Below are 23229 nucleotides of genomic sequence, written 5' to 3' on the forward strand. Positions count from 1 at the left end.
CTCACATTGTCGGAGAAACCCAGTTCTCTTATGAGGAATGGGTTTCTTTCGTATTCATTCAACTGTGTAAACTGAAGAAATTCTACGCTGTGTCTCACAGACTAGCTATACTACTTCTCACTACGCAGGCTGCTATGCTACTTTATTTTGAAGCGGGATGATTCTTCGGCAAGTTGTTTGCTCAGTCCATCAATTCTCTGCACCATATCTGCCAGATGTTCTGTCATACCGGACTGCTCCTGCATCGTCGCTGTGACTTCTTCCACAGACGCGGATACTTCTTCCCCGGAAGCGGACAGATTCTGTGCAGCTCCAATGACGTCATCCTTATCACGTTCAATGGATTGGATCTCCGTGGCAATGGCCTGGACCTGGCTCATCATCTCATTCATATTCTGGGTGACGAAATTGAATGTCTCCTTGGTCTGGCTTACACTGCTCTTATGCTGTTCCGCAATCTCCTCAATGGCCTGAACACTTCGGTTATTCTGTTCCACGTGATTAATGGTCTGCATGACAATTCGATTGATATCCTCCGATTGCACTGTCGTCTGCTCTGCCAGCTTGCGAATCTCGGAAGCAACCACGGCGAAGCCGCGCCCTTGCTCGCCCGCTCTTGCAGCCTCAATGGAAGCATTCAGCGCAAGTAATTTCGTCTGATTCGCAATTTCGGCAATCGTACCTGTGATCTGGTGAATGCCCGAGGAGCTTTCAGCAAGTTGCACTGTAATTTTGGAGATGTTGCCAACTTCAATCTCGTTCTGCCCGTTCACCGCAATGAGCGCATCAATAACTTCATGATTATTTTTGAATGCATCCGTAATTTCATCTGCCTTGAGCATAACGGACTGCGACATCTCATTTACGTTCTCAATCTTGTTACCAACATTCATGAATTTGTCTACTATGGCTTCCGTATCATTCGCCTGGGACTCCATAGCTCGTGAAATCTCAAATGCTGTTGTCGTTGTTTCGGCAATCGTGGTCGAGGTTTGCTGAGTGGAATTTTCCAGCTCCGTCGTACTTGTCTTCAGGATGCCAATGGAATGGTTCATGCTGGAGATCAACTGTTTGTTCCCTTCGGCCATCGTGTTAAAGCTGTCTGCCAGTTCTTTGAACTCTCCGGTATATTTGCCTTGTGCCTGTACAGTCAGGTCTCCGCCGGCCAACTGTTTGAACAACAGTGTAATTCGGCTAATCGGTCTGGTTACCAGTTGCGAGATCAGGATGCCTGCAATGATCGACACCACAATAGCACTGAACAGAACAATGTACATTTGATTCGCCATACCTGTCAGCGGCTTCTTCACATCTTCATACGTATCCTCCACAATGACAGTCCAATCAGACTTCGGAATTTTGGAGTAGAACACCACTTTTTCCTCCGTGCTCGCCTCCCCTTGTTGCAACTGCTCATTGGCAGGCAGATCAATCAGCGACTGATACTCAGAGGAATCCATCTTCTGACCAATCATTTTCTCATCTGCTGAATTAAAAATAACCAGACCTAAACGATCCAGTATAATAACTTTTCCTTCTTCGTTAATCTTGACGTTCTGTAACTGGTTGACGAAAAATGAGGTCGAGGCAGTCGTCGCAAGCACGCCTTTCACTTCCTTGTTATCACCGTAGATCGGCATTGCAAAGACGGTCCCCAGCGTTCCCAGAGATTCGGAGATCACACCTTCGCTGACATAGTTTTTCCCTTGAAGTGCCTGCTGAAAATACGTGCGTGTGGCACGTTCCCCGCCGACCACTTCGGGATTGTTTGCTGCAACCACAACGCCTTCCCGATCCAGGAGAATTAGAACGCTACTGCCCTCCATTCCTGTCAGGCTGTCTGCCAATATGCCATTGGCCTTGTTCACCAGTTCGCTATTTTCCGAAAAAAACGCGTCATCACTCTGTCCTGCTGTATCTCGAATCTCCAGTAAGTCTTGGAATGTCCGATGTGTTGTGATCAGAAACGTGGACTGCTCCTCCAGACTTAGTGAAGTAAATAAACCTGCTCCAATCCGGTCAGAAGTCGACTGGATCTCATCTTTGCTTTTGTCCAATGTGATCTCCTCTGCCACTTTGTAACACAGTACTGCCGTCACGGCCAGTACGATGCAGACCAGAATACTGATCATCATTGGCAATTTGAACCGAAAAGACATGTTGGTCAAGCGTTGCCTCGCTTTTGCAAATAACATGAATACATTCACCATCCATCCTCATTCTTGTTGTGTCCCATATAATATAGGTTAACTTTATATCGGTTGTTATTAAATAAACGTCCAGTATAGAAAACGCTTTCAAAAATATTTACTTATTCTTTGGAAGCGGATAACTGTAGGTACAGGATCGGTGTTGACGATTGGAAAATGTAGACTTTGGGTTAATACAAAATATGACATCCCCATCATCGGTTAATGTATGAAATACATATCGTGAAAGAAAAGGACGATTCATTGAAGGGGAATAGGAATAGGAGTACAATCCATCATATGGGTTCGAAGTAGAAGAGGAGAAGTGATATGGTAAAACCAGCTTTACCCACACTTTTAAATGTCGTGCGCATTTTATTAAGTGTAAAATTGATCTACGTGATGGTGTCCTTTATTGTGTTCCTCATCGATTTTAACCAGAACATGGAGGCCTATCTTGCTTTCTCACGCAAAGGGGATGATCTGGCTTACGCCTCTGGCGTAATCGTAGGCAGAATGTTGTTTATGATTGGACCAAGCCTGCTCGCCGTTATATTCATCACCAAGAGAAAGTTCAAGCTCACCGTGACATTTCTAAGTTTGGCGCTACTTGTTGCTATTCCCAATGAAAGTAACCTGTTTATCCTGATTCATCTCTTCGCCTTGCTCATCGTGCTCTTGCACCGTCCAAGCAAGTTGTATCTGAAACGGATGTATACTGGTGGGAATGATGAAACGGTTGAACAAGCTTAAAGTGCTCGCAAGATATGATCTGGAATATGCCGTTGAACGTACAATAGATGGTGCTAAAATAAAAACAAGGACTTTCCTCAGTCGTACAGGAAGGTCCTTGTTTATTACATTCACTATATAAGTGAATTTTAATTACAGTGCAGCTTGATAGATTTGCACGACATCTTCACGCTGCAATTTCTGGAAGAATCCGAACGGGCCGAATCGCATTGCTTTATCAGCCATCGCGTCAATCTGACTGTCGTCGATGTCATAGTCAGCCAGACGGCTAGGAGCACCAATCGAAGTCCAGAAATTACGCAGGGCTTCGATGCCTTCTTCAGCCACTTGTTTGTCTGATTTTCCATTAGGATTAATATCAAATACATTAACGGCCATACGTTTGAATCGACTTACATCCACATCCAGATTATGCTTCATCCAGTGCGGGAACAGAATGGCAAGGCCACCCCCATGAGGAATGTCATACACGGCCGACACGGCATGTTCAATGTTGTGAGATGCCCAGTCTCCAGCAAGCCCCATATTCAGAACATCATTAAGCGCCATGGTTCCGCAGTAGAGAATGGTTTCGCGCAGTTCATAGTTTTCCGGATCTTTGATCAGGCGAGGGGCAGTATCGATGACAGTACGAAGAATCGTCTCACAGAATCCAAGCTGAACCGGTGTGTTCGTATCCAGATGGAAATAATGTTCAAACACATGCGACATCATGTCCACCATGCCGTATACAGTCTGATCCAGAGGTACCGTAAATGTGTTTACCGGATCAAGAATCGAGAACGCTGGGAATGAATACTCGCTGAACCATGCCCATTTCTCCTGTGTATCTTGATTCGTAATCACTGAACCGTTATTCATCTCGGAACCTGTCGCTGCCATCGTCAGAATTGTACCCAGTGGAAGTCCGCCCTGCGGAGTTGCTTCGCGCACAACAACATCCCACATATCCCCATCGTATTTGGCCCCTACGGCGATGGCCTTAGCGCAATCAAGTACACTGCCGCCGCCAACCGCAAGAACCAGATCAATGTGATGTGTTCTGCATAGTTCTACGCCCTTATGAACTGTAGATAGACGGGGGTTCGGTTCTACACCAGCGAGTTCCGTCACCTCTGCTCCAATCTCATTCAACTGGCCGATCACCTGGTCGTACAGGCCGCTGCGCTTGATACTTCCACCACCATATACAAGCAAAATACGCTTTCCGTATTTTGGAACTTCGGTTTGCAGTGCTTGAAGCTGCCCTTTGCCAAAAATCAGCCGGGTCGGATTATAAAACTGAAAAGATCTCATTACGTATGTTCCTCCAAAAAAGTCTTAAATTTTGTGCATCCACCATTATAGTTCTCTTTATTCGTAAAAACAAATACAGGCAAAAAGGAGATAACAGATGAACATGGAGTCTCTCAGGAATAAATTCAGTTTTCCTGAATCCAAACAGCTCCTGCCAGCAAAGTGGCAGGAGCTTTTACGGCAGGAATTCAGCGTGAACATCGCATGCTTTTTTGAATGACCTACACGGATGATATTCCCTCAAATATTAAAGTTTCATTATTTACGCTCTAACCCAGATCGGCAATCCTCTGTTCAATCCGTGGAAATAGTCCAAAGGCATTCTCGTAGAACACCTTATCATGATGCTGCTCCGGTACAAGTCGGCGGACAAATTCGGCATACAGGTCGATAGGCGCAAGCGGCCAGTCGGTACCGAACAGCATTTTCTCGTAATGATCCGAATAGACCAAGGCCCGGCGGAAATGATCCATGAACAGAGGTTCATTCATGAACCGTTCAAAATGAGGCCGATCCCCCACCACCAGACCAGACAGATCCGCATACACGTTCGGATTCTTCGCCACCACTTCAGCAGCATCCATCACCCAGGGATCACCCAAATGACAGATCATGAAGTTCACACCGCGTTGCTGCAAGGCCAATTCATCCACCGTCAGTGGATGCGAATACTTGAGCAGCCCGTTCATGGAGTACGTGTCTCCTGTATGAATCACGACAGGCAGGTTGTACTTGGCTGCGAGTTCATAAACCGGGGTATAGATTTTGTCGTACACATAGTGATGGTAGTACCCTGCGTAGAGTTTGATTCCGGCTACTTCCGGGGATTGCAGTCTAGCTTCAATCCGGTCCAGCTCGTCCTGAGCATGTTTATCATCTAACGCATTCGGATTGATCCCCACGCATTCCATCAGGAATGATGGGACCTTCTCTTCCAGGTCAAGCCCCATCGGGTTGGGAGAACTGGAATCCGGGAACGCTCCCTTCGTCTGCTCCGTAACCCCCATTCCGATGCCCAGAATGACGTCGTTTTTATCAAACTCCGCTTTAAGACCTGCGGCTGAGTAATCCACTTTGGACAGATCGATTGCTGTTCGGTGAAAGCTCTCGATGTCCGACAGATGAATGTGAATATCAATGATCGGCATGTGAAGCCTCCTTTTTATCGGTAGAAGTTACAAAATTCAGTTTCAGAAGGTCATGCACATCCGCTGAACTCAGCGGGATGGATCCCAGAACCAGATAGGTCGGCTCCGTCCAGACCGTCTCCCCGTGATGAAGTGTCAGATGATGATTCACGTGCAGACCCGTCACCTGATTGTTGGCAAAAGCCCATGCACTCTGATTGGGGTAACGATGGACCGCATGCAGCATGTTCTCACGCGAAACCGATCCCACTCGCAAAAGGTCTTCCAGCGGCAGGCCCACATCTACCTTGCCTAATGGGAATCGATCTTTACCCGGTTGCTCTATCCATCCTTCCGCAAATACAGATGAAGGCTGGAGGAAACGTTCCTCCGCAAGCGAGTAATCCGTCAGCGTCAGGCCACTTTCGTTTGTCACCGCAAGCAGCGTGCAGAGCACAGGAACACCCGGCAGCATCAGATAATGCTGGTGAATTGTGATTCCCCGATTCGCTTCATGCTTCTCAATCCGGGTGGTCAGTTTAATGCCCTTCCAGACGTTGCCGTATTGATCCTTCTGCTCTGTCCAGGAAGCGACTCTCTGTTCCAACTGGCGGCTGAAACCATTCATGCCCGGGATTGCCACTCCCAACCCGCCGTACCACGGATTCCACCATGAGCGTGGAGCCGGTTCAGGGTACGAGCTGTCCAGCCATTCTTCGCCTGCAACTTTCAGTGAGTGTACGACACTGCCGAATTCTGGAGCAACGGCGATCGACAATACGCCATTGTCTACAGTGTATACAGGTCCCGAAGAACCTTCTTCAATCTTCTGCTTCACCTCTATTCCGGTCTGCGGGAACCAAAGCGCCGTTCGCACCTGAATCCGATCTTCGCCCCGGTATAGCCCACGAACTTTCCAACCACTCACGTGCTGTTGGCGATCCACTTCGTCCGGTGAAAATGTCAGTTTGGCGGAGTTTAGATTCTGCTCCGGATTGAATTCCTTCGCTTTTGCCATAACCTCCGGTTCGCTACCCTGCTGCACATACAGCTCCAGGTTGCCCGCAAGCGGAACCAGTTTATGTTCAGTCAACGTTGCTTGCAGCACATCCGGGGCAAATGGATTCCCCTCACTGAGTGTCAGATCCAGATGACTGTCTAGCAAAGGAATGACCGGGTTACGCTGCTTCCGGGCAAATGCACGGAAATCATGCCATTTGGCAAACGTGTTCAGAGCAAACACCGTTTCCTTGGTTCGTGCTACAGCCCCTGCCTCCAAACGACCCAGTTCATGCTGCAACCCCAGCGTGTATTCCGGACGAAGAAGCTTCAGGGAAGGGTCCCAATAGATGCCGCACGCGCCATACTCTTCTTTGCAGAACAGCCAGTTCTCCGTAATCTGTGAGCTATTCCAATGGTTCGGATCACCCGCATAATCATCGCCCATATCCACGAAGCGCCCCTGATAAGGAAGGATCAACCTGTTACCATAGAACCCGAAGTTATTCATTAGATACAGATCCTCTTCCCAGGCAGTATCTCGTGTATTTTCAACTTCGTGGTGGAATTCGGCGATTCCATTCGCAGACAGCTTGACCACGGACTTAATCTGTAAGCCAGGGAAATCCTCCGAGTCATACAGCGCTTCAAGAACCTGACGGTCCCCTTCGGGATAAATATTCACTTCTTTGGCTTGTTTCTTGGATAACTCTTCAGCAAACGGCTTACCCAGCTTCGGATAAGTCCACCAGAATGAATGACGGGAACCGGGATATTCAATCCACATGACGTTATCATGCTTGTTCATATGGAGCGAGAATGCGCCATTGACGGCCACCCATTGATCCTCAATTTGCCCGCCATATTTGCCCTCGATTCCCTTCATCAGGACAGAAATTTTGCTTGTAAAAGAGATCGCATGGTTCCCCACGGGGACAGCCGTCACTTCTACTTCTTGGAAATATAGACCATATGAACGCAAGGTGAAGCGTACTGGCACAGACACTTTGCCTTTGGCAGGCACCGTAAAGCGTATCGAACGCTCCGCCCATTCAAGGAATTCATCCTCAGGCAGGTTCAGGCTGAACTCTGTTTCTGCATCCACATTATTTTCCACATTCAGAATTAACTCTGCCGGGATACCTGGATAGAGCTCTTTTACGGGCAAGACGGTCTTGATCTTGGCCGGGAATTTCGGGGCAATACCTAACCTGAACTCCGCTTTCTTACCACCGATCAACCATGTGCTGGCAACAACGGGATGGGTTTTATTGTTATTCTGTTCCTCTGTAATCGGATCAAGGTGAAACTCACCTTCCACGGTAATGGTTTCTCCTGGAGCGACTGTTCGGGCAACGTCCAGCGCAAATCGAATGTTTTTGTTATCCTGACCCTTGATTTCGATCGCCAGTTCAGACGCGGAAGTGTTCTTAATTCGATAGCGAACCTTATAGCTGGAACCGAAAACCAAATCATGATCATCGACCTCTGTAGCGATTTCGTAATCCGGTGTTTCGAGGGCAGTCAGCCCGCGACCCGACTTTTCAAATTCAGCCCGCAGGGAGACATCTCCCTTTTTCCACGTATAGTCAAAGAAATCAAAACCACGTTCCCGTCGGCCATCCGGCTCGACGACGAGTTCACGCGTGCTGTCTGCATACCAATCCAGCTCCTCGAAATATGTAGCGAGTGCTTCCGTCTGCAAAATGGTGGGAATGAAATTCATCAGATGCACATTCTCATCTTTTTTCTCCCAGAAGAATCCGCATTTCTTGTACATCGGCACAGCCTTCGTATTGCCTGCCCATGTGAACAGATCCAGACGGGGCCATCCGGCCTCTACGGTCTTGCGCACAGCATTCAGGATCAGGTTGCGTCCGACCTTATACCCGTGATAGTCGGGGCGTACGTTAAGCAACGGTACATATAACGCTCTCTCGTCATAGCGGTAATGAGCAAAACTGCAGAAGCCAACTACCTCTTTCCCATGAACGGCTAGAAATGCATGAAGATTGGACGAACTCTCCATCTCGCGGCGAACCGTTTCCTCTGTTCTAAGGTTGGTGCCACCTCCCCAGCTCTCATTGCTGCGGTTCCACATATCCGCGAGTGCGGCAGCATAAGAGGGATCGTACTCAATAATCTGAATTTGATCGATAATCGAAGTTACGTTCATGTTCGGATCTCCTTCTCTTTATGTACAGGATGGTGAAGAAGCTAGTGATAGTCTTATCATACTATATTTGGAAGCATTTTCAGAGGATTAAAAATCTTTCTTATCAACTTATAAGTGCCTTTCGGAAGCTCTTATTCGAAGCGTCAAGGATGGATGAAGCTACTTAGATATGAAAGAAAAAATCCACGTCTTTTAGTTAGACGTGGATTTAGGAATATGATCAGCTACTAATTTTCAATTATGCCAATATAGAACGGACATTGCGTAGAACTGATTTCATAAATTCAGAGGTTGGTTCGGCATGTCCCGCAATTTGGATACGTCGTTGCCGCACATCAAGACTCTTCAACTGATCTGTCAAAACAACACCTGAAAATGGCAGGTCTTCTGGTAGTGTAACTTCAAAAGGATAATCCTTGGCTTGGCTCGTTATGGGACTTACAACGGCAAAACCCGTTATTTCATTGAATTCAAGTTCCGATAGAACAATAGCCGGTCGTCTCCCGGCTTGCTCATGACCCGCTTGAGGATCAAAGTCAAGCCATATCAGATCGCCTCGCTTGGGAATAATCAAAGTAACTCGTTCCCTTCAGTGCCAAAGTCTATTTCTTCATGTCTTGTATCCTGTTTCACTTTAGAGAGCAAAGTCTTTAGATGGTTACGTAGTTCCTCATTGGACTCTACAGGCTTGATTTTTGGACGCAACAACAATTCATTATCTTCTGTCACCAAAATCTCGATTTCCGAGCCTTCTTCCAGATTAAGACGCTTAAGCAATTGATTAGGAATACGAATTGCACTGCTATTTCCCCATTTGCTAAGTGTGGCTGTAGTCATGGCAATCCCACGCCTTTCGTTTGATTGATGCTCCAATTATACCTCACCTCCCTACAGTTGTATATCTATATGATATACATGAAACAATAAAAGGATACATTGTATTCAACCATAATATGGATCTGGTCGATAATCGAAGTTTCGGTCATGTTCTGATCTCCTTCTCTTTATGTACAGGATGGTGAAGAAGCTAGTGATAGTTTTATCACGCTATATTTGGAAACATTTTCAGAGTGTTATATTGGTGTTAGGGGCAGGGTGATATGGAGTTCATCTTGTTCGAAGACCGACCGCCTGCTCAACGCATGTCGAATGAGATATCGCTTATGTATGACCTAACATATCCCGCCGTGACGGGCTTAATCGGATATGCGTGTGAGTTTTGACAAGCTCTATTCGCTATTGTTACTCTTGGTATAGGAGTGTTTCTAAACTATAAAAAATAGATAGATTTGTGGAGGGAAAGCATGACGGAGTGGATCACGCAATTTATACTTTTTTTCAAAGATTTGTCGTACGCAGGTCTCGTTATTGCCTTGTCGTTTGAATTCGTACCCGCTGAACTCGTGCTGCCCATGGCGGGATATTGGGTGTACCTTGGAGATATGAAACTGTGGCTGGCTATACTGGCGGGTACCGTAGGTGGAACGTTTGGCCCTCTGACGTTATATGCCCTGGGACGGTACGGCGGCAGACCTATGGTCGAAAAATACGGCAAGTATTTCTTGATTAAACCTCATCATCTGGACGCCTCCGATACGTTCTTCGAGAAATATGGCAGCGGGGTCGCTTTCTATGGCCGTTTTGTACCTGGCATTCGGACCGTGATCTCCATCCCTTGCGGAATGGCGAAGATGAATGTGTTCAAATTCAGTCTCTTTACATTCTTGGCCATGCTTCCGATCACCTCATTATACATCTACTTAGGCTTCAAATTAGGCTCTCAATGGGAGCACGTGGATGAGATTGTTAAACCTTATATTGTTCCGGCAGCGGTGGTTTTCTTGGGTGCTTTTGGATTGTATGTGCTTCTGAAACGTTGGAAAAGAAGAGCGGCTTTGAACAAGTCATAGGAGAGAGTTAAGATACTAGTGATAGATGATATACCGTACTAATCTACTTATATATTCATATGCAAAGCCCCACCGATCATGGAGATCAGTGGGGCTTTTATCTTTGCAATTGATTTCTAAATCAATTCCTGCCTTCTTTTTAAATACACATACAACACTACGCCAGATGCCGCACAGATCACCGCACATAATCCAATGAATCCATATCCCGCCTGAAGTCCGCGCAGTAACCCCAACTGAGTCGTTGGACCGTACATATTCTTCACACCTTCAATGACCCAGCCAATCACATAGTTACCGATGACACTGCCGACCCCCATCAGGGTAACTGTGAACGTAATCGCCGTGTCACTGCCGTTTGGATATCTGCGTGCGATAAACGCCATAACGGTTGGATAGATCATCGCTATACCTGCACCCGAGATGGCAAAGAAGATGGCGAGACCCTCTCCTCCGGCAAGCGCAATAAACGTACAAATGGCCGAGAACGCAGAGAAGATTATCAGCGACAGTACAAATCCGATCCGGTCCGTTAGAGGACCCAGCAGCAGACGACCTAGCGAGAACGTAAGGAAGAATGCTGACAGTAGCCCCGAAGCTTTCACCGTGTCCCACGTGTAGGCTTTCTCCAGAAAGTTAACGAGCCAACCCCCAACCGCTAGTTCCGATACCACGCCAAAAGAAAGAATGAGCACCATCAGCCAGATAGCTGGATCACGTGTTAACGTCTTAAGCGAGGTCCGATCTTCATGAGGAAGATCATCCCCCGGAAATTTGCTGCGCAGCGCCGCAATGATCGGCAGCAGACAGAGCGACAACATCACGAGATACATGCCGCGCCAGTCCAGTACGTGTCCGAACACGCTCAAGGACATCACCCCTGTCGCCAGCAAAGGCGCCACCGTTGAACTTAACCCATAGAAGAAATGGGACAGGTTCATCATCGTACCTGTGTTTTTCACAAAGATCCGCGCACCCAGAATCGCCAAAGCAATCTCCAGCATGCCGTTACCGATGTACATGAAGAAGTATGATGAAGCAAAGAGAGGATAGTTATGAGACATGTAAATGAACACACCCGAAAGGATCATCGATGCAAATGAAATGATGCTGACGGCCTTGATGCCCCATTTGCGAACCAAAATAGCCGTAAAGGAGCAGGCGATCAGGTACCCCAGTGCATTCAGGGACAATAACGTCCCGAGCTGTTTCTCATCCAGATTAAAATCGAATTGAATGCGCGGAATGGCCGGCCCCTTAATATTTTCCGATATCCCAAATACGATAAATCCGAGAAAGATCGTTGCCAGCTGCATGGCGTACAGCTTGTTGAACTTTCGTTTGTTGCCTTGTGTACCTGCTTGCTGATTCAAAATAAGTTCCTCCAGTGTGTTCAGAAAAATGAATGCACGTTATAACTACGATTGCAGTACCATCTTCCGACCGCTGTTATCCCTGTATTTTTTTGAATCGTTCCTAAAGGTGAAAATACAGTGATAAAGGCGTTCTTCAGATTGGTTCTGCCCTCTCCGTTGTCGTGTCAAAAATTTTGCTTAACTCCAATTCACAATAAGTAGTTCCTACCACTGCTTCTCAACCACCTGAATGCGGTAGGTTAGGCTCTCCAGTGTAACAGCGACTAGTCCCGTCACATATTCGCGCCGAGTGTCTCTTTGGATGATTAACTCCGGCATATGCTCCTGTGGAATCAGGTGATCCAGACAGCCTTGTAACAGGTCATCCCGCATAGCCGGGTCCATTGTATCGCCCGTAACGACAATCGCTGCCGGGTTGATAATCGCAATGATGGATATCAGCGTCTTTGTGACGAGTTCCTGCAACCCTTCCGTCGTTTTCAACATGCACAGCTGCTCTTCCCGTGACACGCCAAAAGGTAAAAAGGACACCTCGCCCCCAAATTGCGTGTTCCCCGTCAGCGGACGACCATCAATGATAAAGCCTGCACCCGGAAAATGATTCTCCGGAAACGTCACCACCGCGAAGTTCTTCTCTTCCTCAAATTGCTGCTGGTTGTAAAGTCCGTAAACTGTCAGGTTCATGTCGTTGCCAATAACCACTTCCACGTCTTCATATTGCTCCTTAAGCCTTGGCCCGAGCGGCTGATACATCAGCTCCGGTACATCGCAAATCCCAATCACGCCGTTGTGCGCCACACCAGGTATGCCGATACCAATCGCCTGCACATTGTGGTGTTGTTCGATCAGATTTGCAATCAGATCCTCTACCACCGTTACATTAATTTCTTCCAAAATGAGCGTCTGTTCGTCCGCCATATCTCCGTTCAGATTGGCATATGTATGTGTGATTGAGTGAATGCCGCCCTCTGTCCGAATAATCAGACACAGCACACTGGCGTAGTCCGCATTGAACTGATACCGACTTGCAGGTCTTCCCCCACTCGATTCGTCTGGACCTAGATCGATAATTTCACCTGTTTGGAGTAATTCATTCAGGATTGTGCCGCATGTCGCAACGCTGAGTTTCGTCAAATTCGCAATGGAAGCTTTCGTGCCAACTCCCATGGATCTGAGTGTGTTCTTTACCAATTCAACGTTAATGCGCTTAACCTGTTGGGTGTTGTGTGATGTGGGTAACATCGTTAGTTATATGCCTCCTTTCGATCATTTCGAACTATTCAATGAAAGTTTTTAAAAGTATTTTAATAATTGAAGTGTAGGGGGATTTGGGAGGAAAGTCAATGCTTAATTGAGAGCGAAAAAAGTTTGGATAAGAAGGCAAAAAGACAGTTCAAGATCATCTTGTCTGATCCTGTACTGTCCTTTAGTTAAGGTGACTTTATGTAGACTGGCTTATTTGATTTGCCAAGATGCTCTTCTCCAGTCGGACTTTAAATAACTTTCGGTTCAGATCCTGTTCCATGGCGTGCAAGTGATATGCTGCTTGTTTCACTGTGTCCATGTGTAGTACCCCTGCTCGCTTGGCGATAATGTCCATGGCGTCTAGGATGAGTTTATTGCATGTAACCAGTTGGTCGACGTAATCATCTTCTTTTTGGATGAGTTGTGCGTACTGCGAAGCCATATCTTCGCTGTTGGTACTTGTCATGTCACCACTCCTAAAATTGGTACGCATAAGAGTACCAGATATACAAAAAGTATATGGTACGCTCATGCGTAACGTCAAGACCATATGGGAAATTTAGGAGTGATACTCATGGCTAAAAAAGTTGTCGTCAATATTCATAAACTCACGGAAAAACATAATATCTCGCTGCGCGAACTGGCCCGATTGTCTGATATCCGTCACGCTGCGTTGAGTGAATTGCAGTCTGGGAAACGTGAGAATATCAACTTTGCTCATATCGAGCGGATTGCAGAAGCGTTGGATATTGATGATATACGGGAGATTATTGAGATAAAAGAAGATTAATTTTCTAGCCTTATACAGTTTTTATATAATTTTTATATACATTCTCTTCTCCAAACAGATATCTAGCTTTTTCTAAGCTTTTTTCAGATAACTTTGACATAACTATAATAGCTAAATTAAGTTTAGCTCGTGAGCAGATAACATAAAATAGATTTCTGGTTCTATTATGCTTAGTAGAACTAGTATCTTGTTCACTAAGATATTCATCAATACTATATTGGTTCCAATCGGAATCATTTATAAAACAGATTACACTTTCAAACTCAGCACCTTTTGTTCCGTGATTTGTGGAATATGGTGAAGTATCTTTTACTGTATGATAAAGTCGTTTAAATTGAACATACTCGAGCTCCATTAAATTATAAAAAAATGCATCTTTTTTATCTTCCCTTTTCCATATCAGTTCTAACTTTTCGGAGAATTTTAGTATTTTATTATTCGTTACAAATGCAAATACTTCTGCAATTTTTTCGCTTTCCGACCTCAATATTAACTCTCCCATTAATTTATTCAGATTAATTTTACCCTGAAGATTATTTAATGGGTATGATGTTTTTTTTAGTAATTGTTGTATTTTATTATTTTGGTAAAGTTCAATAATTTCCTCTATATCAAACAAAAAATTAGCAAATGGACAATCCTTATTATTTGAATTTCTCAAAATCATATCTTTGTTCTTTAACCTTTTATCTTTAGATGTATCATACCTTAAAAATTCAACTGGGAAATGCAGTTCAAGTAACTTCCGATTTATTTCATCATATTTTAAACCTTGATTTGCGAGTTGACTAGCATCTCTACTAAAGACATCTATCTCGTTAAATTTTTTATTTTTAATAATATTTTTATTCATTTCTTCAATGAAATCTTCGTTGTCATTAATTTGATCGTTGTTATTAATTGATTCTTTTATATTCTGTGGCAGTAATTCATAGATAACTTTAGCCACTTCGTTTTGTTCTCTATTCTCTAGCATTAACATGTGGGAGAAACTTGGTTTAATTTGCCCTACTCTAAAATTTGGACTTGTTCTCTCGTCGTATAATTCATGTAATTTTAGGTAATCATTTTGTTTTGCTATTGCTTTTGTGACTAAGTAGAGTTTTTTTAATTGACTGTTTGTATTTAAAGTAAATTCATCCATTATATTATCCACTATAAATTGCTCCATATCTAACACTTCATTATCTACATAAAAAAACGAACATTTTCCACGTTGTTCATTATTCCTTTTTGATTCTTGTTCTAAGCCGTCATCTCTTATCTTATTTAAGAGATCAACAATCCCCTTTTCGCTTCTATAGTTTTCTTTCTTTCTAATCACTCTAAGTTCATTTTTTTCGGGATCGATTCGACCAATACTACCATTATATATCTGCTGGTGAAAATCTCCGAAAAAACCAAAAACAATTGATGTTTCAGGTTTTAAATAATCCATAATGACAGCTGCAATTTCCTTTTTGGTATCCTGATATTCATCTATAAATATCACGGGATAACTATCTTGTATTATCTTTTTGATCACTTTACTTTTGGTTATAATATTCTTGCTAAGCTCTAACATTAAATCATGAGAAATAATCCCTTTCTTGTAGTTAGCATTATCACTATATTTTATTCTTATATTAGGTTTTTGTAGTGCAGATATTCTCTCTTGGTTTTTTTTACTGGACTCTTCTGCATTTTTGTAAATTTGTGTTGTTTTTTTAGTTGCCTTCTCCATTGTCTCTAAATCTTTTTTTAACTTATCCTCAAGGGAGGTTAGAAATTCGTTCTTAAGCTCTTTCTGAAAAGGTTCAACAATACTCCACAGAAATTCATGTATTGTTTTTACATTAACTAACTTATTCCCGTTAACTCTATTTACTATCTCTTCTTTAGCTACATTTGTGTAAGTAATGCATGCAATTTTTTGATTATTCTTCGAATAGTTCACTTCATTTTTTGCAATCACATATTTTAAAGCTTGTACTAAAGTCCACGTTTTGCCACTCCCAGCCCCAGCTTCAATGATAAAACTTTCTCTATTATCAATATATCTAAATATTTCCTTTTCTACTTCGCTAACCATACTAATCCCTCCTTAATATACAAGGGCACTATCCAGTCAGTTACGTACATTAGATCAAAAGCAAAATTTGACTTTTTATCATTCTTATCAATATATGTGTATACAGAATATGAATCTTCTAAAATCTCATTTGAATTAGAATATTTTCCAATAAATTTGCCGATACTACTAATATCATTTCTGTTATTAAAAATAAAGTCCTTATTCTCAATCAAAAAAGCTTCTTCAAATGTCCTTCCACACTTTATTGCTCCACTATCAGTTGAACCTGTTTGATAGGTTACTCCAATATTCTTATATTTTTTTTCATTCTCCGATGCGAAAATTAGGTCTTTAATAGATTTCTTCGCCGGTAACCATTCTTTTAAAGTTGGATTGGTGGTGAAGAGATCTTCTATCCATTCTTCTCTAATTTCACATTTTTTTGAGCTTTTCCTTTGAGTACCGTCTTTATTTTCTTTTGGCTTTTGATTTTCATCAAGTACCACTTCCTGTTTACAGGAATCAATATCTGTAATAATAAGAGTTTTAACTCCTAAGAAATCTAAGAATTCTTTAAATTTATGCATATATGCACCACTAACTTCTATAAGTGATATGTACTGTTCTGTTAGAGGCTTAATAGAGCTGGCTTCATCAACTTTGCTTATTGAAAGAATTACCTCATCAACTTTCTTAATGAATAAGGGCATTAAAAGTCTTTCACAAAGACCCTCAATTAAAATTATTTTATCAGCAAAAAACATATCGCACTTCACCAATGTTATATATCTTTTTAAGAATTGAAGTGTATCTACACTGTAAATTGTCTCATCATTAACTCCATCTTCAACTTTAATATCTGTGTTTTCATTTACTGAGAACTTCATCATATCTCTTATCGATACAGTTTTATTATTCTTGAAAAAATATCTAATACTTTCAAATGAAGAATTAGACACAATATGAGATGAATGCGTTGTTATTATAATCTGTGCATTAATTTTATTTTCTTCTAAAAAAGCGGTAATCCTTTGAATAAGGACAGACTGCAATTGGGGATGCATGTGAGCTTCGGGTTCTTCTATAAAAATAATATTTAAATCTGTTCCATTCTCCTCTATGAATGATTTAAATATCAGAATCTCAGAGATTATATATATTAGATTGCTATATCCAAGACCATTATATTTTTCGGGTAATAAATGTTCATTGTCTTTATAAAATAATTTTATTCCTTGAAATAGATTAGGAATTGTCATGTCAGACTTTAAAATTAAAGTTGTTTCATCCATATTCGGATAACCAAATCTGGAGTAGGATTTAATAAACTCAGAAAAAAAAGCATCTAGTTTTGTTTCAATGCCTATATTGGCTCTTAACATTTCATCTGCTAAGGCTTCTAACTCGTTATTTGAGTCCTCAGAATCTTCATCTACTCTATTTTTGTTTGACCTATTCTTATACTCTTTCTGAAAAATACTAGATAATTTAGAACTACCTCTAGAATTCCCATCATCAACTTCTCTTTGGGCTGCTATAAAACATGTACCTATTAATTTATTTATATCTGCTAAGGTAACCTGTATAGTTTCGTTATTTTCAGAATGTGGTTTAATCACAATTTTGAAATAATCATTATGTATTTTACTTACATATTCAATTATATTTAAATTATTCTTTCTAAGATATTCCTTATATAATTTTTCGAAAAATAATTCTGCATATTCTAATGAATAAGAGAATGATATTTTGAGTAAATTAGAATCGTCTAAGGATGTTAACAAAGGTCTGATATTGCTCCAATTATCTGTATCATTATATTCAAGAGTCAACAGCATTTCTATATTTGGGACGCTTTTATAGCAAATTTCCAACAAATCAGAATTTTTTTCAGCTTTGGCATTAATGAAATCTTGAAATAAATCTTTAAACTTAATATGTGATTCGACAGAAAAATCTTCCCATTTGAATTTCCCACCTGTAAGAAACAATTCAAATAGATGAGAAAAAGAGGTTTTACCTGAATTATTCTTCCCCACAATAAGTGTTGTCTCTTTGTCAATATTTACATTATTACCTTCAGTTAAATTATTCAGGAGTCTGTAATTTCTAATTTCAACGCTCTTTAATTTCATTAAATTGTCCCCCATTATCAAGTAATTCATTTTAATAAAAAAAATGATTTTGTTTGCTAATATAGATAAGCCATGCTTCAAATAGAATTTATATAACAATGCATTTTGGGTTAATCAAAAGAAGTTTTACAAACACATTTACTTACTTTAACGTCCCAATAAGCATCCACATACTATTTACTTAACACGTCACTACTTTTTATGAATAAAATTAAATGATTATTTCTTGTTTAATATTGCATTAAAAATTTTCATGCCATAGTTCCTACGCACTATAGACTATAATACTATAATTTGAAAATTATTAAAGTGTTTTGATATTTTGGAATAAAATTTTCTTAGGAATTATTTAGCATTATCCACTTGTTTCCTAACAAATCTTCCATTTGACACCCCCCTCAAAAAAGCCTATCCTAATAACGAACCACCCATTCACTATTAAGGAGTCGTTCCCGATGGTGCAAGCCAAGAAAGACGAAGTCAGGAAAGAGATTGAATACGCGGCACTCAAAGTCTTTTTTGAAAAAGGCTATGTGGATGCCAAGATGAGCGATATCGCGGATGAAATCAATATTTCCGTGGGCAATATCTATACTTATTTTAAGAATAAGAAAGAATTATTCTACGCTGTCGTCCCGCCGGATCTGGTGGATTATCTGAAAAATGTGCTGGTGGAGACGATCCACTTTGATAATCAGACCTTGTTCGAGGAAACGGATAGTGAGCGAAAGTCGGCACTATTGCAGGAACAGGTGGACGTATTACGTAAATACCGGAATCAGATTGTGATCATCTTCGAAAAGAATAAAGGAACGATCTACACCAACGCCAAGAATGAGCTTGTCGAGCTGATGATCGAAACCAAGAAGGCATATCTCAAGAATCAATATAAACGGTATGAGATCGGTACAAAGGAGAATTTGATCTTACTGAACATCCTCGCACACAACGTGATCGACATGAACCTGGATCTATTGAAGCGGGATATGAGCGAGGACAGCCGGAAGCAAATATTCGAAGCACTGTATGTATACAGACTGTACGGTATGAAGAGTCTCAACGAATAACGCTTCTTCTCATCACTTATACCGGGTAGATAAAGCGTGCAGATCAGGTCATTTTCACTTGGTTTGCACGCAAAAAATATCTAACATTAAGCAGCTCTATTTTTTTGATCCAAAAATGAATTAATTATTCATTTTTAAGTTGGATATTTACCATTTACCAAACTACTCACCTCACCCACATTCTAAGGAGGAACACAACATGAACACCGCTTACGCATTAAAAAACGTCAATCTGATCCACGGAGATGCCAACAGCAATCTGCAAAAAAACATGACAATTCTCGTCAATGAACAAGGACTTATTCAGGATATCGGCCGAGATCATGAACTTATTATCCCAAGTCATTACAGAACAATCGACCTCTCAGGAAAATACGTAATGCCAGGACTGATCAACGCCCACGTGCACCTCTTTGCAGATGGTAAACCATTCAGTCTCTCGGTCAGCGAAGGTATGTTGAAGTTCGCATATGATCGAATCCTGAATACGAAATTCGGCAGAAACATATTGAAAAAACGCATGAAACGCAACGCGCTGACCGCACTCCATGCGGGTGTAACAACGATGCGCAGCGTGGGAGAATTCTTTTACACCGACGTCCAGCTGCGGGATGAGATTAATAACGGTGACTTTGTCGGTCCTAATCTGCTTGTCTCCGGGTTTTTCCTAAGTGTCACAGGCGGACACGGCGCTCCATTCCTGGCTCTGGTGGGCGATTCCCCGTGGGAAGCCAGAAAAAATGTACGCATCAATGTGAAACACAGTGTGGATCTGATCAAAATCTGTGTGACGGGCGGCGTGACGGATGCGAAAATGGTGGGCGAAGCTGGTCGTTTACAGATGACGGTGGAGGAAGTTGCGGCGATCTGTGACGAAGCGCATAAGATTGGCCTGCGGGTAGCAGCCCATGTGGAAAGCACGGAAGGTGTACGTGTTGCGTTACAAGGTGGCGTGGATACCATTGAGCATGGTTCGGAGATGGATGACGAAATCATTCGTTTGTACAAAAATAATCCCAATGCCCTGAATGGCTATACCGCACTCATCCCCACCCTGCAAGCCGCCTATCCAGCCGCCTCACTGGATACCAGCGTAACGAAGGTAAGTGCAACGGTAAAAGAAAATTCCAGACTCGTCTACGATTCCATGCTCAAAGGTGTGAAGCAAGCGATCGAAAACGACATTACCATCGGGATTGGCACCGATGCCGCCATGCCTTACGTAACTCACTATGATATGTGGAGAGAGATGGACCACTACATGAGACAGGCCAACCTGAACAACAAACAGGTCATCGACATGGTAACTCGAACCAATGCGAAGATCCTCGGTGTTGACGATGTTACAGGGACGGTGGATATCGGGAAACATGCCGATCTGATTATCATGGAGCAAAATCCGCTGGAACATATCGAGGCCTTGTCGGACATCTCTATGGTCATGGTCAAAGGAAATCTAATTCAAACACCATCTGTCACAAGAATCAAAGAAGTCGACGATGTTCTAAACTCAGTTTGGTGAATTCAGAATTAAAAATAGGATCAGGAATGAAATCATGCTTGGTATATTTTCAATTGTTTTTCATTATATGCGGAAGTACCCGTGGGGCCCTCTCCAAGAGTTCATGAATGACGGATACAAGTCCATACTCAATCAAGTGATTGGAATCAGCGCGCTCATCATAGGCACGAGTACAACCATGAACAGCATATCCAACAGTCAATATCAGATTATGTTTATCATTTTCCTCACCATAGACGGGATCATTGGGCAACTGATTAATTTCGAGAACATCTTGTCCAACATCATAAATGATATTACTATGATTGGCGGCATCTTGGTGCTTTGTACAAGGTTAAATATTTTGAAGATTACGAAGATCAAGGTATTGAATCAACTGCCTGCCTTATTTGTCCCGATCTCTTATGCTTAAGTTCGGGTTGAAAATGAGATGTAAGAACAAAATTAACTCATTCGTGTCTATAGCTTAAGACAAACTATCACAGAAACATATAAAAAGTTGACAACACTTAATTGTCGACTTTTTACGATAATTTGATTGGGTAATTCCATTGTATGAATGCTTATTAATGCAGTTAATGGTGACTTTCCCGTTCTCAATATGAATATATTTGGCTAAAACAGCTACTTTGGTTTCCCTATTTAAGGTATTCCAATAAAAATCAAGAGTTTCGGTTGATATCGTCAAAGACACTGACTATAAACGGCTCGCCCTCAAGGAAGGAATGGGGTCTCCATTTGTCGCATAGGTTGTTATACAATGGCCAAGCCCATTCAAAAAAGCTAATTTAGCCTCATTCAACTTCTTAATATTATACAGATCAATTTCCAACTCTTTTGTATAACCACCCTCAAATCGAGAACTAACGAAACTTACTAAACGATGTTGCCTGATAAATTGCATGACTCCCATTTTGTCCGTTTGAGGTAAAAGATTCGAGATAGCCTCCTTTATTTGTTCCACAGACTTAACCTCCTGCACCTTGATATTTATTCACGCTGAGCATCCACAGACGGTAACCAAGCAAATAAACCAGAGGACCTATCACAGGTACAATCCACATCGTCCATGATGACAACAGCGCGGTGCCTTTGGTAAGCAAGAATGCAGCAGGATAGAAATTGATGAACGCAAATGGAATGACAAACGTTAAAAGTACTTGTATGAATGTACCGAATACAGGGAGTGGATACGATATGAATTCCTTAAATTTGAAAAATAAGGTGAACAAAAAATTCGTTCTAATCCAAACAAAGGATACGGCTCCGATTACCGACATGAATCCAGCCTGAATCATGGCCCCGCCAATGATACAGAGAATAAGGTACAGCACTTCAGCCCCGGATAAATTCAGGTTTAACTTAAAGAGTGCCCAGAGCAGCACAGACCCTGATATCGCCACATGTGCAAGGTATCCCAAGTTGAATCCCCTGCATACCAAGTATAGGTATGGATTCACGGGTTTGATCAATATTGAATCAAATGTCCCATTCTTCACTTGATTCTCAAGGTCCCGCATTTGCACAAATGAAAAAGAGGCTCCTAGTGCGTAAGTGAACAGCCCCAGACTGTACAACAACGCAATTTCAGGCCAGGACCAACCGGCCAGAGTATCAAACTTTCTTAGAAACAGCCAAATAATAATATAATCTCCGGTATAATTAATGATTTGAGCAATAACTGCAAGGAAGAAGTCCCCGCGATATTCCATTCTTTCTTTAGTTAACAAAAAGACTAATTTCCCAAAAAGTTTCAATGTCATTTAGATCAGCCTCTCTACAGCTACATTATCCACCTTGGACCACCAGACGCTTGATCGCCCTATTCCATAACCAGCACACAAGAAGAGTCAGCCCCGCAGTCCATACTAGACCTGTAATAATAAAAGTTCCTATCTCCTGAATCGTGACCGCTCCCAAATAGATTGCAGCAGGAAGATATCCCAGGTACAGGAAAGGAAGCATTTTGGTTATGGTCACCCACGAATCCGGAAAAAACCATAAGGGTAAAAAGGAACCTGAAAAAATCGTGATGAATCCGCCCAACATCCAATTTAATGCAAAGTGATTCATGAGCCAAAAAGCCAATAAAGATATAAGGTACCCCAACAAAAACGAAATGGCCAATGCCAGGATTAAAGCAATCAAAAAAAACAGAAAATGAATTGCCGAAGCTGGAGGAAGAAAACCAAAGAAAAACCATGCGATGAATAAAGAAGGAATAGAAGTAAACACCAACTGATAGAATGAATTCCCTAGTCCCTCAGATAATAGATGTAGAGGATAAGAAAGAGGTTTAATAAGTTCCGAAGCGATTGAACCTGTTTTTAGACTGTTATCCACTTTTGCACTAATTCCGGTAAGTAGCAGGGCAGCAAGCAACGTGTTGATAATGCTATATGTAATCATTTGCTCTACACCTATGCCTTCAATCTCTCCATTCCCTAGAACTGCTCTCCAGATCTCAGTCAGAATCAAAATAGCCACAAAATTCCCGAGCAATCTTAGCCAAACTTCAGAACGATATGAAAGTTGATTCGAGAATGTTTTTACACCAAACATAATATACGTTTTCAACCCAGGCCCTCCTT

General features: G+C 42.2%; 20 protein-coding genes. 6 read left to right on the top strand and 14 right to left on the bottom strand.

What is annotated here, in order from left to right:
• Positions 1-137: 137 nt before the first annotated feature.
• Positions 138-2195, bottom strand: a complete 2058-nt coding sequence (locus MKY85_RS22400) for a methyl-accepting chemotaxis protein (protein WP_342570779.1) — start codon at positions 2193-2195, stop codon at positions 138-140.
• Between the two features lie 324 nt (positions 2196-2519).
• Between MKY85_RS22400 and MKY85_RS22405 the strand changes: the two genes are divergently transcribed.
• Entirely contained in the window at positions 2520-2942 is a 423-nt protein-coding gene (locus tag MKY85_RS22405; RefSeq protein WP_339236645.1) for a hypothetical protein, read from the top strand.
• Between the two features lie 132 nt (positions 2943-3074).
• Here MKY85_RS22405 and MKY85_RS22410 read toward each other — a convergent pair whose 3' ends face one another.
• The 5 genes from MKY85_RS22410 to MKY85_RS22430 form a co-directional block, all read right to left on the bottom strand.
• On the bottom strand, positions 3075-4238 hold the full coding sequence (locus MKY85_RS22410) for an iron-containing alcohol dehydrogenase (RefSeq protein WP_339236648.1): 1164 nt from the start codon (positions 4236-4238) through the stop codon (positions 3075-3077).
• 269 nt (positions 4239-4507) lie between these two features.
• A complete protein-coding gene (locus MKY85_RS22415; protein WP_342570780.1) occupies positions 4508-5386 on the bottom strand; it encodes a TatD family hydrolase in 879 nt (292 codons plus the stop codon).
• Entirely contained in the window at positions 5373-8540 is a 3168-nt protein-coding gene (locus MKY85_RS22420) for a GNAT family N-acetyltransferase (RefSeq protein ID WP_342570781.1), read from the bottom strand. The genes MKY85_RS22415 and MKY85_RS22420 overlap by 14 nt, the downstream gene beginning before the upstream one ends.
• 238 nt (positions 8541-8778) lie before the next feature.
• Positions 8779-9114: a type II toxin-antitoxin system PemK/MazF family toxin gene (locus MKY85_RS22425; protein ID WP_339256770.1), complete on the bottom strand. Its 336-nt coding sequence runs from the start codon at positions 9112-9114 to the stop codon at positions 8779-8781.
• Entirely contained in the window at positions 9111-9413 is a 303-nt protein-coding gene (locus tag MKY85_RS22430; protein WP_278298676.1) for an AbrB/MazE/SpoVT family DNA-binding domain-containing protein, read from the bottom strand. Before MKY85_RS22430 ends, MKY85_RS22425 begins: the two co-directional genes overlap by 4 nt.
• Before the next feature lie 431 nt (positions 9414-9844).
• On the opposite strand from MKY85_RS22430, the gene MKY85_RS22435 reads away from it, so the two are divergent.
• The gene (locus MKY85_RS22435) at positions 9845-10450 is read left to right on the top strand and encodes a DedA family protein (RefSeq protein ID WP_192133401.1); all 606 of its coding nucleotides are present in this window, start codon (positions 9845-9847) and stop codon (positions 10448-10450) included.
• 116 nt (positions 10451-10566) lie between these two features.
• Here MKY85_RS22435 and MKY85_RS22440 read toward each other — a convergent pair whose 3' ends face one another.
• From MKY85_RS22440 to MKY85_RS22450, 3 genes are all read right to left on the bottom strand, one after another.
• Positions 10567-11766: an MFS transporter gene (locus MKY85_RS22440; protein ID WP_342573461.1), complete on the bottom strand. Its 1200-nt coding sequence runs from the start codon at positions 11764-11766 to the stop codon at positions 10567-10569.
• Between the two features lie 264 nt (positions 11767-12030).
• A complete protein-coding gene (locus MKY85_RS22445; RefSeq protein WP_342570782.1) occupies positions 12031-13068 on the bottom strand; it encodes an ROK family protein in 1038 nt (345 codons plus the stop codon).
• A 199-nt stretch (positions 13069-13267) separates the two neighbouring features.
• Entirely contained in the window at positions 13268-13537 is a 270-nt protein-coding gene (locus tag MKY85_RS22450; protein WP_342570783.1) for a hypothetical protein, read from the bottom strand.
• A gap of 108 nt (positions 13538-13645) precedes the next feature.
• Here MKY85_RS22450 and MKY85_RS22455 point away from each other — a divergent pair, with 108 nt between their 5' ends.
• Complete coding sequence (locus MKY85_RS22455; protein WP_342570784.1) at positions 13646-13861, top strand: helix-turn-helix transcriptional regulator; 216 nt, start codon at positions 13646-13648, stop codon at positions 13859-13861.
• A gap of 10 nt (positions 13862-13871) precedes the next feature.
• On the opposite strand, the gene MKY85_RS22460 is transcribed toward MKY85_RS22455, so the two are convergent.
• Both MKY85_RS22460 and MKY85_RS22465 read right to left on the bottom strand, forming a co-directional pair.
• A complete protein-coding gene (locus MKY85_RS22460; protein ID WP_342570785.1) occupies positions 13872-15932 on the bottom strand; it encodes a UvrD-helicase domain-containing protein in 2061 nt (686 codons plus the stop codon).
• Positions 15917-18049 carry an AAA family ATPase gene (locus MKY85_RS22465; protein ID WP_342570786.1) on the bottom strand — a complete coding sequence of 711 codons (2133 nt, stop codon included), beginning with the start codon at positions 18047-18049 and terminating at the stop codon, positions 15917-15919. The genes MKY85_RS22460 and MKY85_RS22465 overlap by 16 nt, the downstream gene beginning before the upstream one ends.
• Positions 18050-18504: 455 nt before the next feature.
• On the opposite strand from MKY85_RS22465, the gene MKY85_RS22470 reads away from it, so the two are divergent.
• The 3 genes from MKY85_RS22470 (at position 18505) to MKY85_RS22480 (ending at position 21050) form a co-directional block, all read left to right on the top strand.
• Positions 18505-19116 carry a TetR/AcrR family transcriptional regulator gene (locus MKY85_RS22470; protein WP_342570787.1) on the top strand — a complete coding sequence of 204 codons (612 nt, stop codon included), beginning with the start codon at positions 18505-18507 and terminating at the stop codon, positions 19114-19116.
• 199 nt (positions 19117-19315) lie between these two features.
• The gene (locus MKY85_RS22475) at positions 19316-20638 is read left to right on the top strand and encodes an amidohydrolase family protein (RefSeq protein ID WP_342570788.1); all 1323 of its coding nucleotides are present in this window, start codon (positions 19316-19318) and stop codon (positions 20636-20638) included.
• A gap of 34 nt (positions 20639-20672) precedes the next feature.
• Entirely contained in the window at positions 20673-21050 is a 378-nt protein-coding gene (locus MKY85_RS22480; RefSeq protein WP_339256787.1) for a DUF554 family protein, read from the top strand.
• 285 nt (positions 21051-21335) lie between these two features.
• Here the strand turns inward: MKY85_RS22480 and MKY85_RS22485 are convergent, their stop codons facing one another.
• From MKY85_RS22485 to MKY85_RS22495, 3 genes are read right to left on the bottom strand one after another with little or no spacing between them, the layout of a single operon-like run.
• Positions 21336-21602, bottom strand: coding sequence for a hypothetical protein (locus MKY85_RS22485; protein ID WP_339236679.1), 267 nt, complete (start codon positions 21600-21602; stop codon positions 21336-21338).
• A gap of 4 nt (positions 21603-21606) precedes the next feature.
• Positions 21607-22401: an ABC-2 family transporter protein gene (locus MKY85_RS22490; RefSeq protein ID WP_150365926.1), complete on the bottom strand. Its 795-nt coding sequence runs from the start codon at positions 22399-22401 to the stop codon at positions 21607-21609.
• 25 nt (positions 22402-22426) lie between these two features.
• Positions 22427-23215: an ABC-2 family transporter protein gene (locus MKY85_RS22495; protein ID WP_124115778.1), complete on the bottom strand. Its 789-nt coding sequence runs from the start codon at positions 23213-23215 to the stop codon at positions 22427-22429.
• Between the last annotated feature and the right edge of the window lie 14 nt (positions 23216-23229).

Source organism: Paenibacillus sp. FSL R5-0749, from assembly GCF_038595085.1.
Classification (GTDB): Bacteria; Bacillota; Bacilli; order Paenibacillales; family Paenibacillaceae; genus Paenibacillus.

Coding starts and splice junctions, on each gene's coding strand:
- MKY85_RS22400 (WP_342570779.1), bottom strand. CDS start 2,195: ATGTTATTTGCAAAAGCGAGGCAACGCTTGACCAACATGTCTTTTCGG.
- MKY85_RS22460 (WP_342570785.1), bottom strand. CDS start 15,932: ATGGTTAGCGAAGTAGAAAAGGAAATATTTAGATATATTGATAATAGA.
- MKY85_RS22435 (WP_192133401.1), top strand. CDS start 9,845: ATGACGGAGTGGATCACGCAATTTATACTTTTTTTCAAAGATTTGTCG.
- MKY85_RS22475 (WP_342570788.1), top strand. CDS start 19,316: ATGAACACCGCTTACGCATTAAAAAACGTCAATCTGATCCACGGAGAT.
- MKY85_RS22465 (WP_342570786.1), bottom strand. CDS start 18,049: ATGAAATTAAAGAGCGTTGAAATTAGAAATTACAGACTCCTGAATAAT.
- MKY85_RS22440 (WP_342573461.1), bottom strand. CDS start 11,766: ATGCAGCTGGCAACGATCTTTCTCGGATTTATCGTATTTGGGATATCG.
- MKY85_RS22490 (WP_150365926.1), bottom strand. CDS start 22,401: ATGACATTGAAACTTTTTGGGAAATTAGTCTTTTTGTTAACTAAAGAA.
- MKY85_RS22405 (WP_339236645.1), top strand. CDS start 2,520: ATGGTAAAACCAGCTTTACCCACACTTTTAAATGTCGTGCGCATTTTA.
- MKY85_RS22450 (WP_342570783.1), bottom strand. CDS start 13,537: ATGACAAGTACCAACAGCGAAGATATGGCTTCGCAGTACGCACAACTC.
- MKY85_RS22415 (WP_342570780.1), bottom strand. CDS start 5,386: ATGCCGATCATTGATATTCACATTCATCTGTCGGACATCGAGAGCTTT.
- MKY85_RS22480 (WP_339256787.1), top strand. CDS start 20,673: ATGCTTGGTATATTTTCAATTGTTTTTCATTATATGCGGAAGTACCCG.
- MKY85_RS22420 (WP_342570781.1), bottom strand. CDS start 8,540: ATGAACGTAACTTCGATTATCGATCAAATTCAGATTATTGAGTACGAT.
- MKY85_RS22455 (WP_342570784.1), top strand. CDS start 13,646: ATGGCTAAAAAAGTTGTCGTCAATATTCATAAACTCACGGAAAAACAT.
- MKY85_RS22470 (WP_342570787.1), top strand. CDS start 18,505: ATGGTGCAAGCCAAGAAAGACGAAGTCAGGAAAGAGATTGAATACGCG.
- MKY85_RS22445 (WP_342570782.1), bottom strand. CDS start 13,068: ATGTTACCCACATCACACAACACCCAACAGGTTAAGCGCATTAACGTT.
- MKY85_RS22410 (WP_339236648.1), bottom strand. CDS start 4,238: ATGAGATCTTTTCAGTTTTATAATCCGACCCGGCTGATTTTTGGCAAA.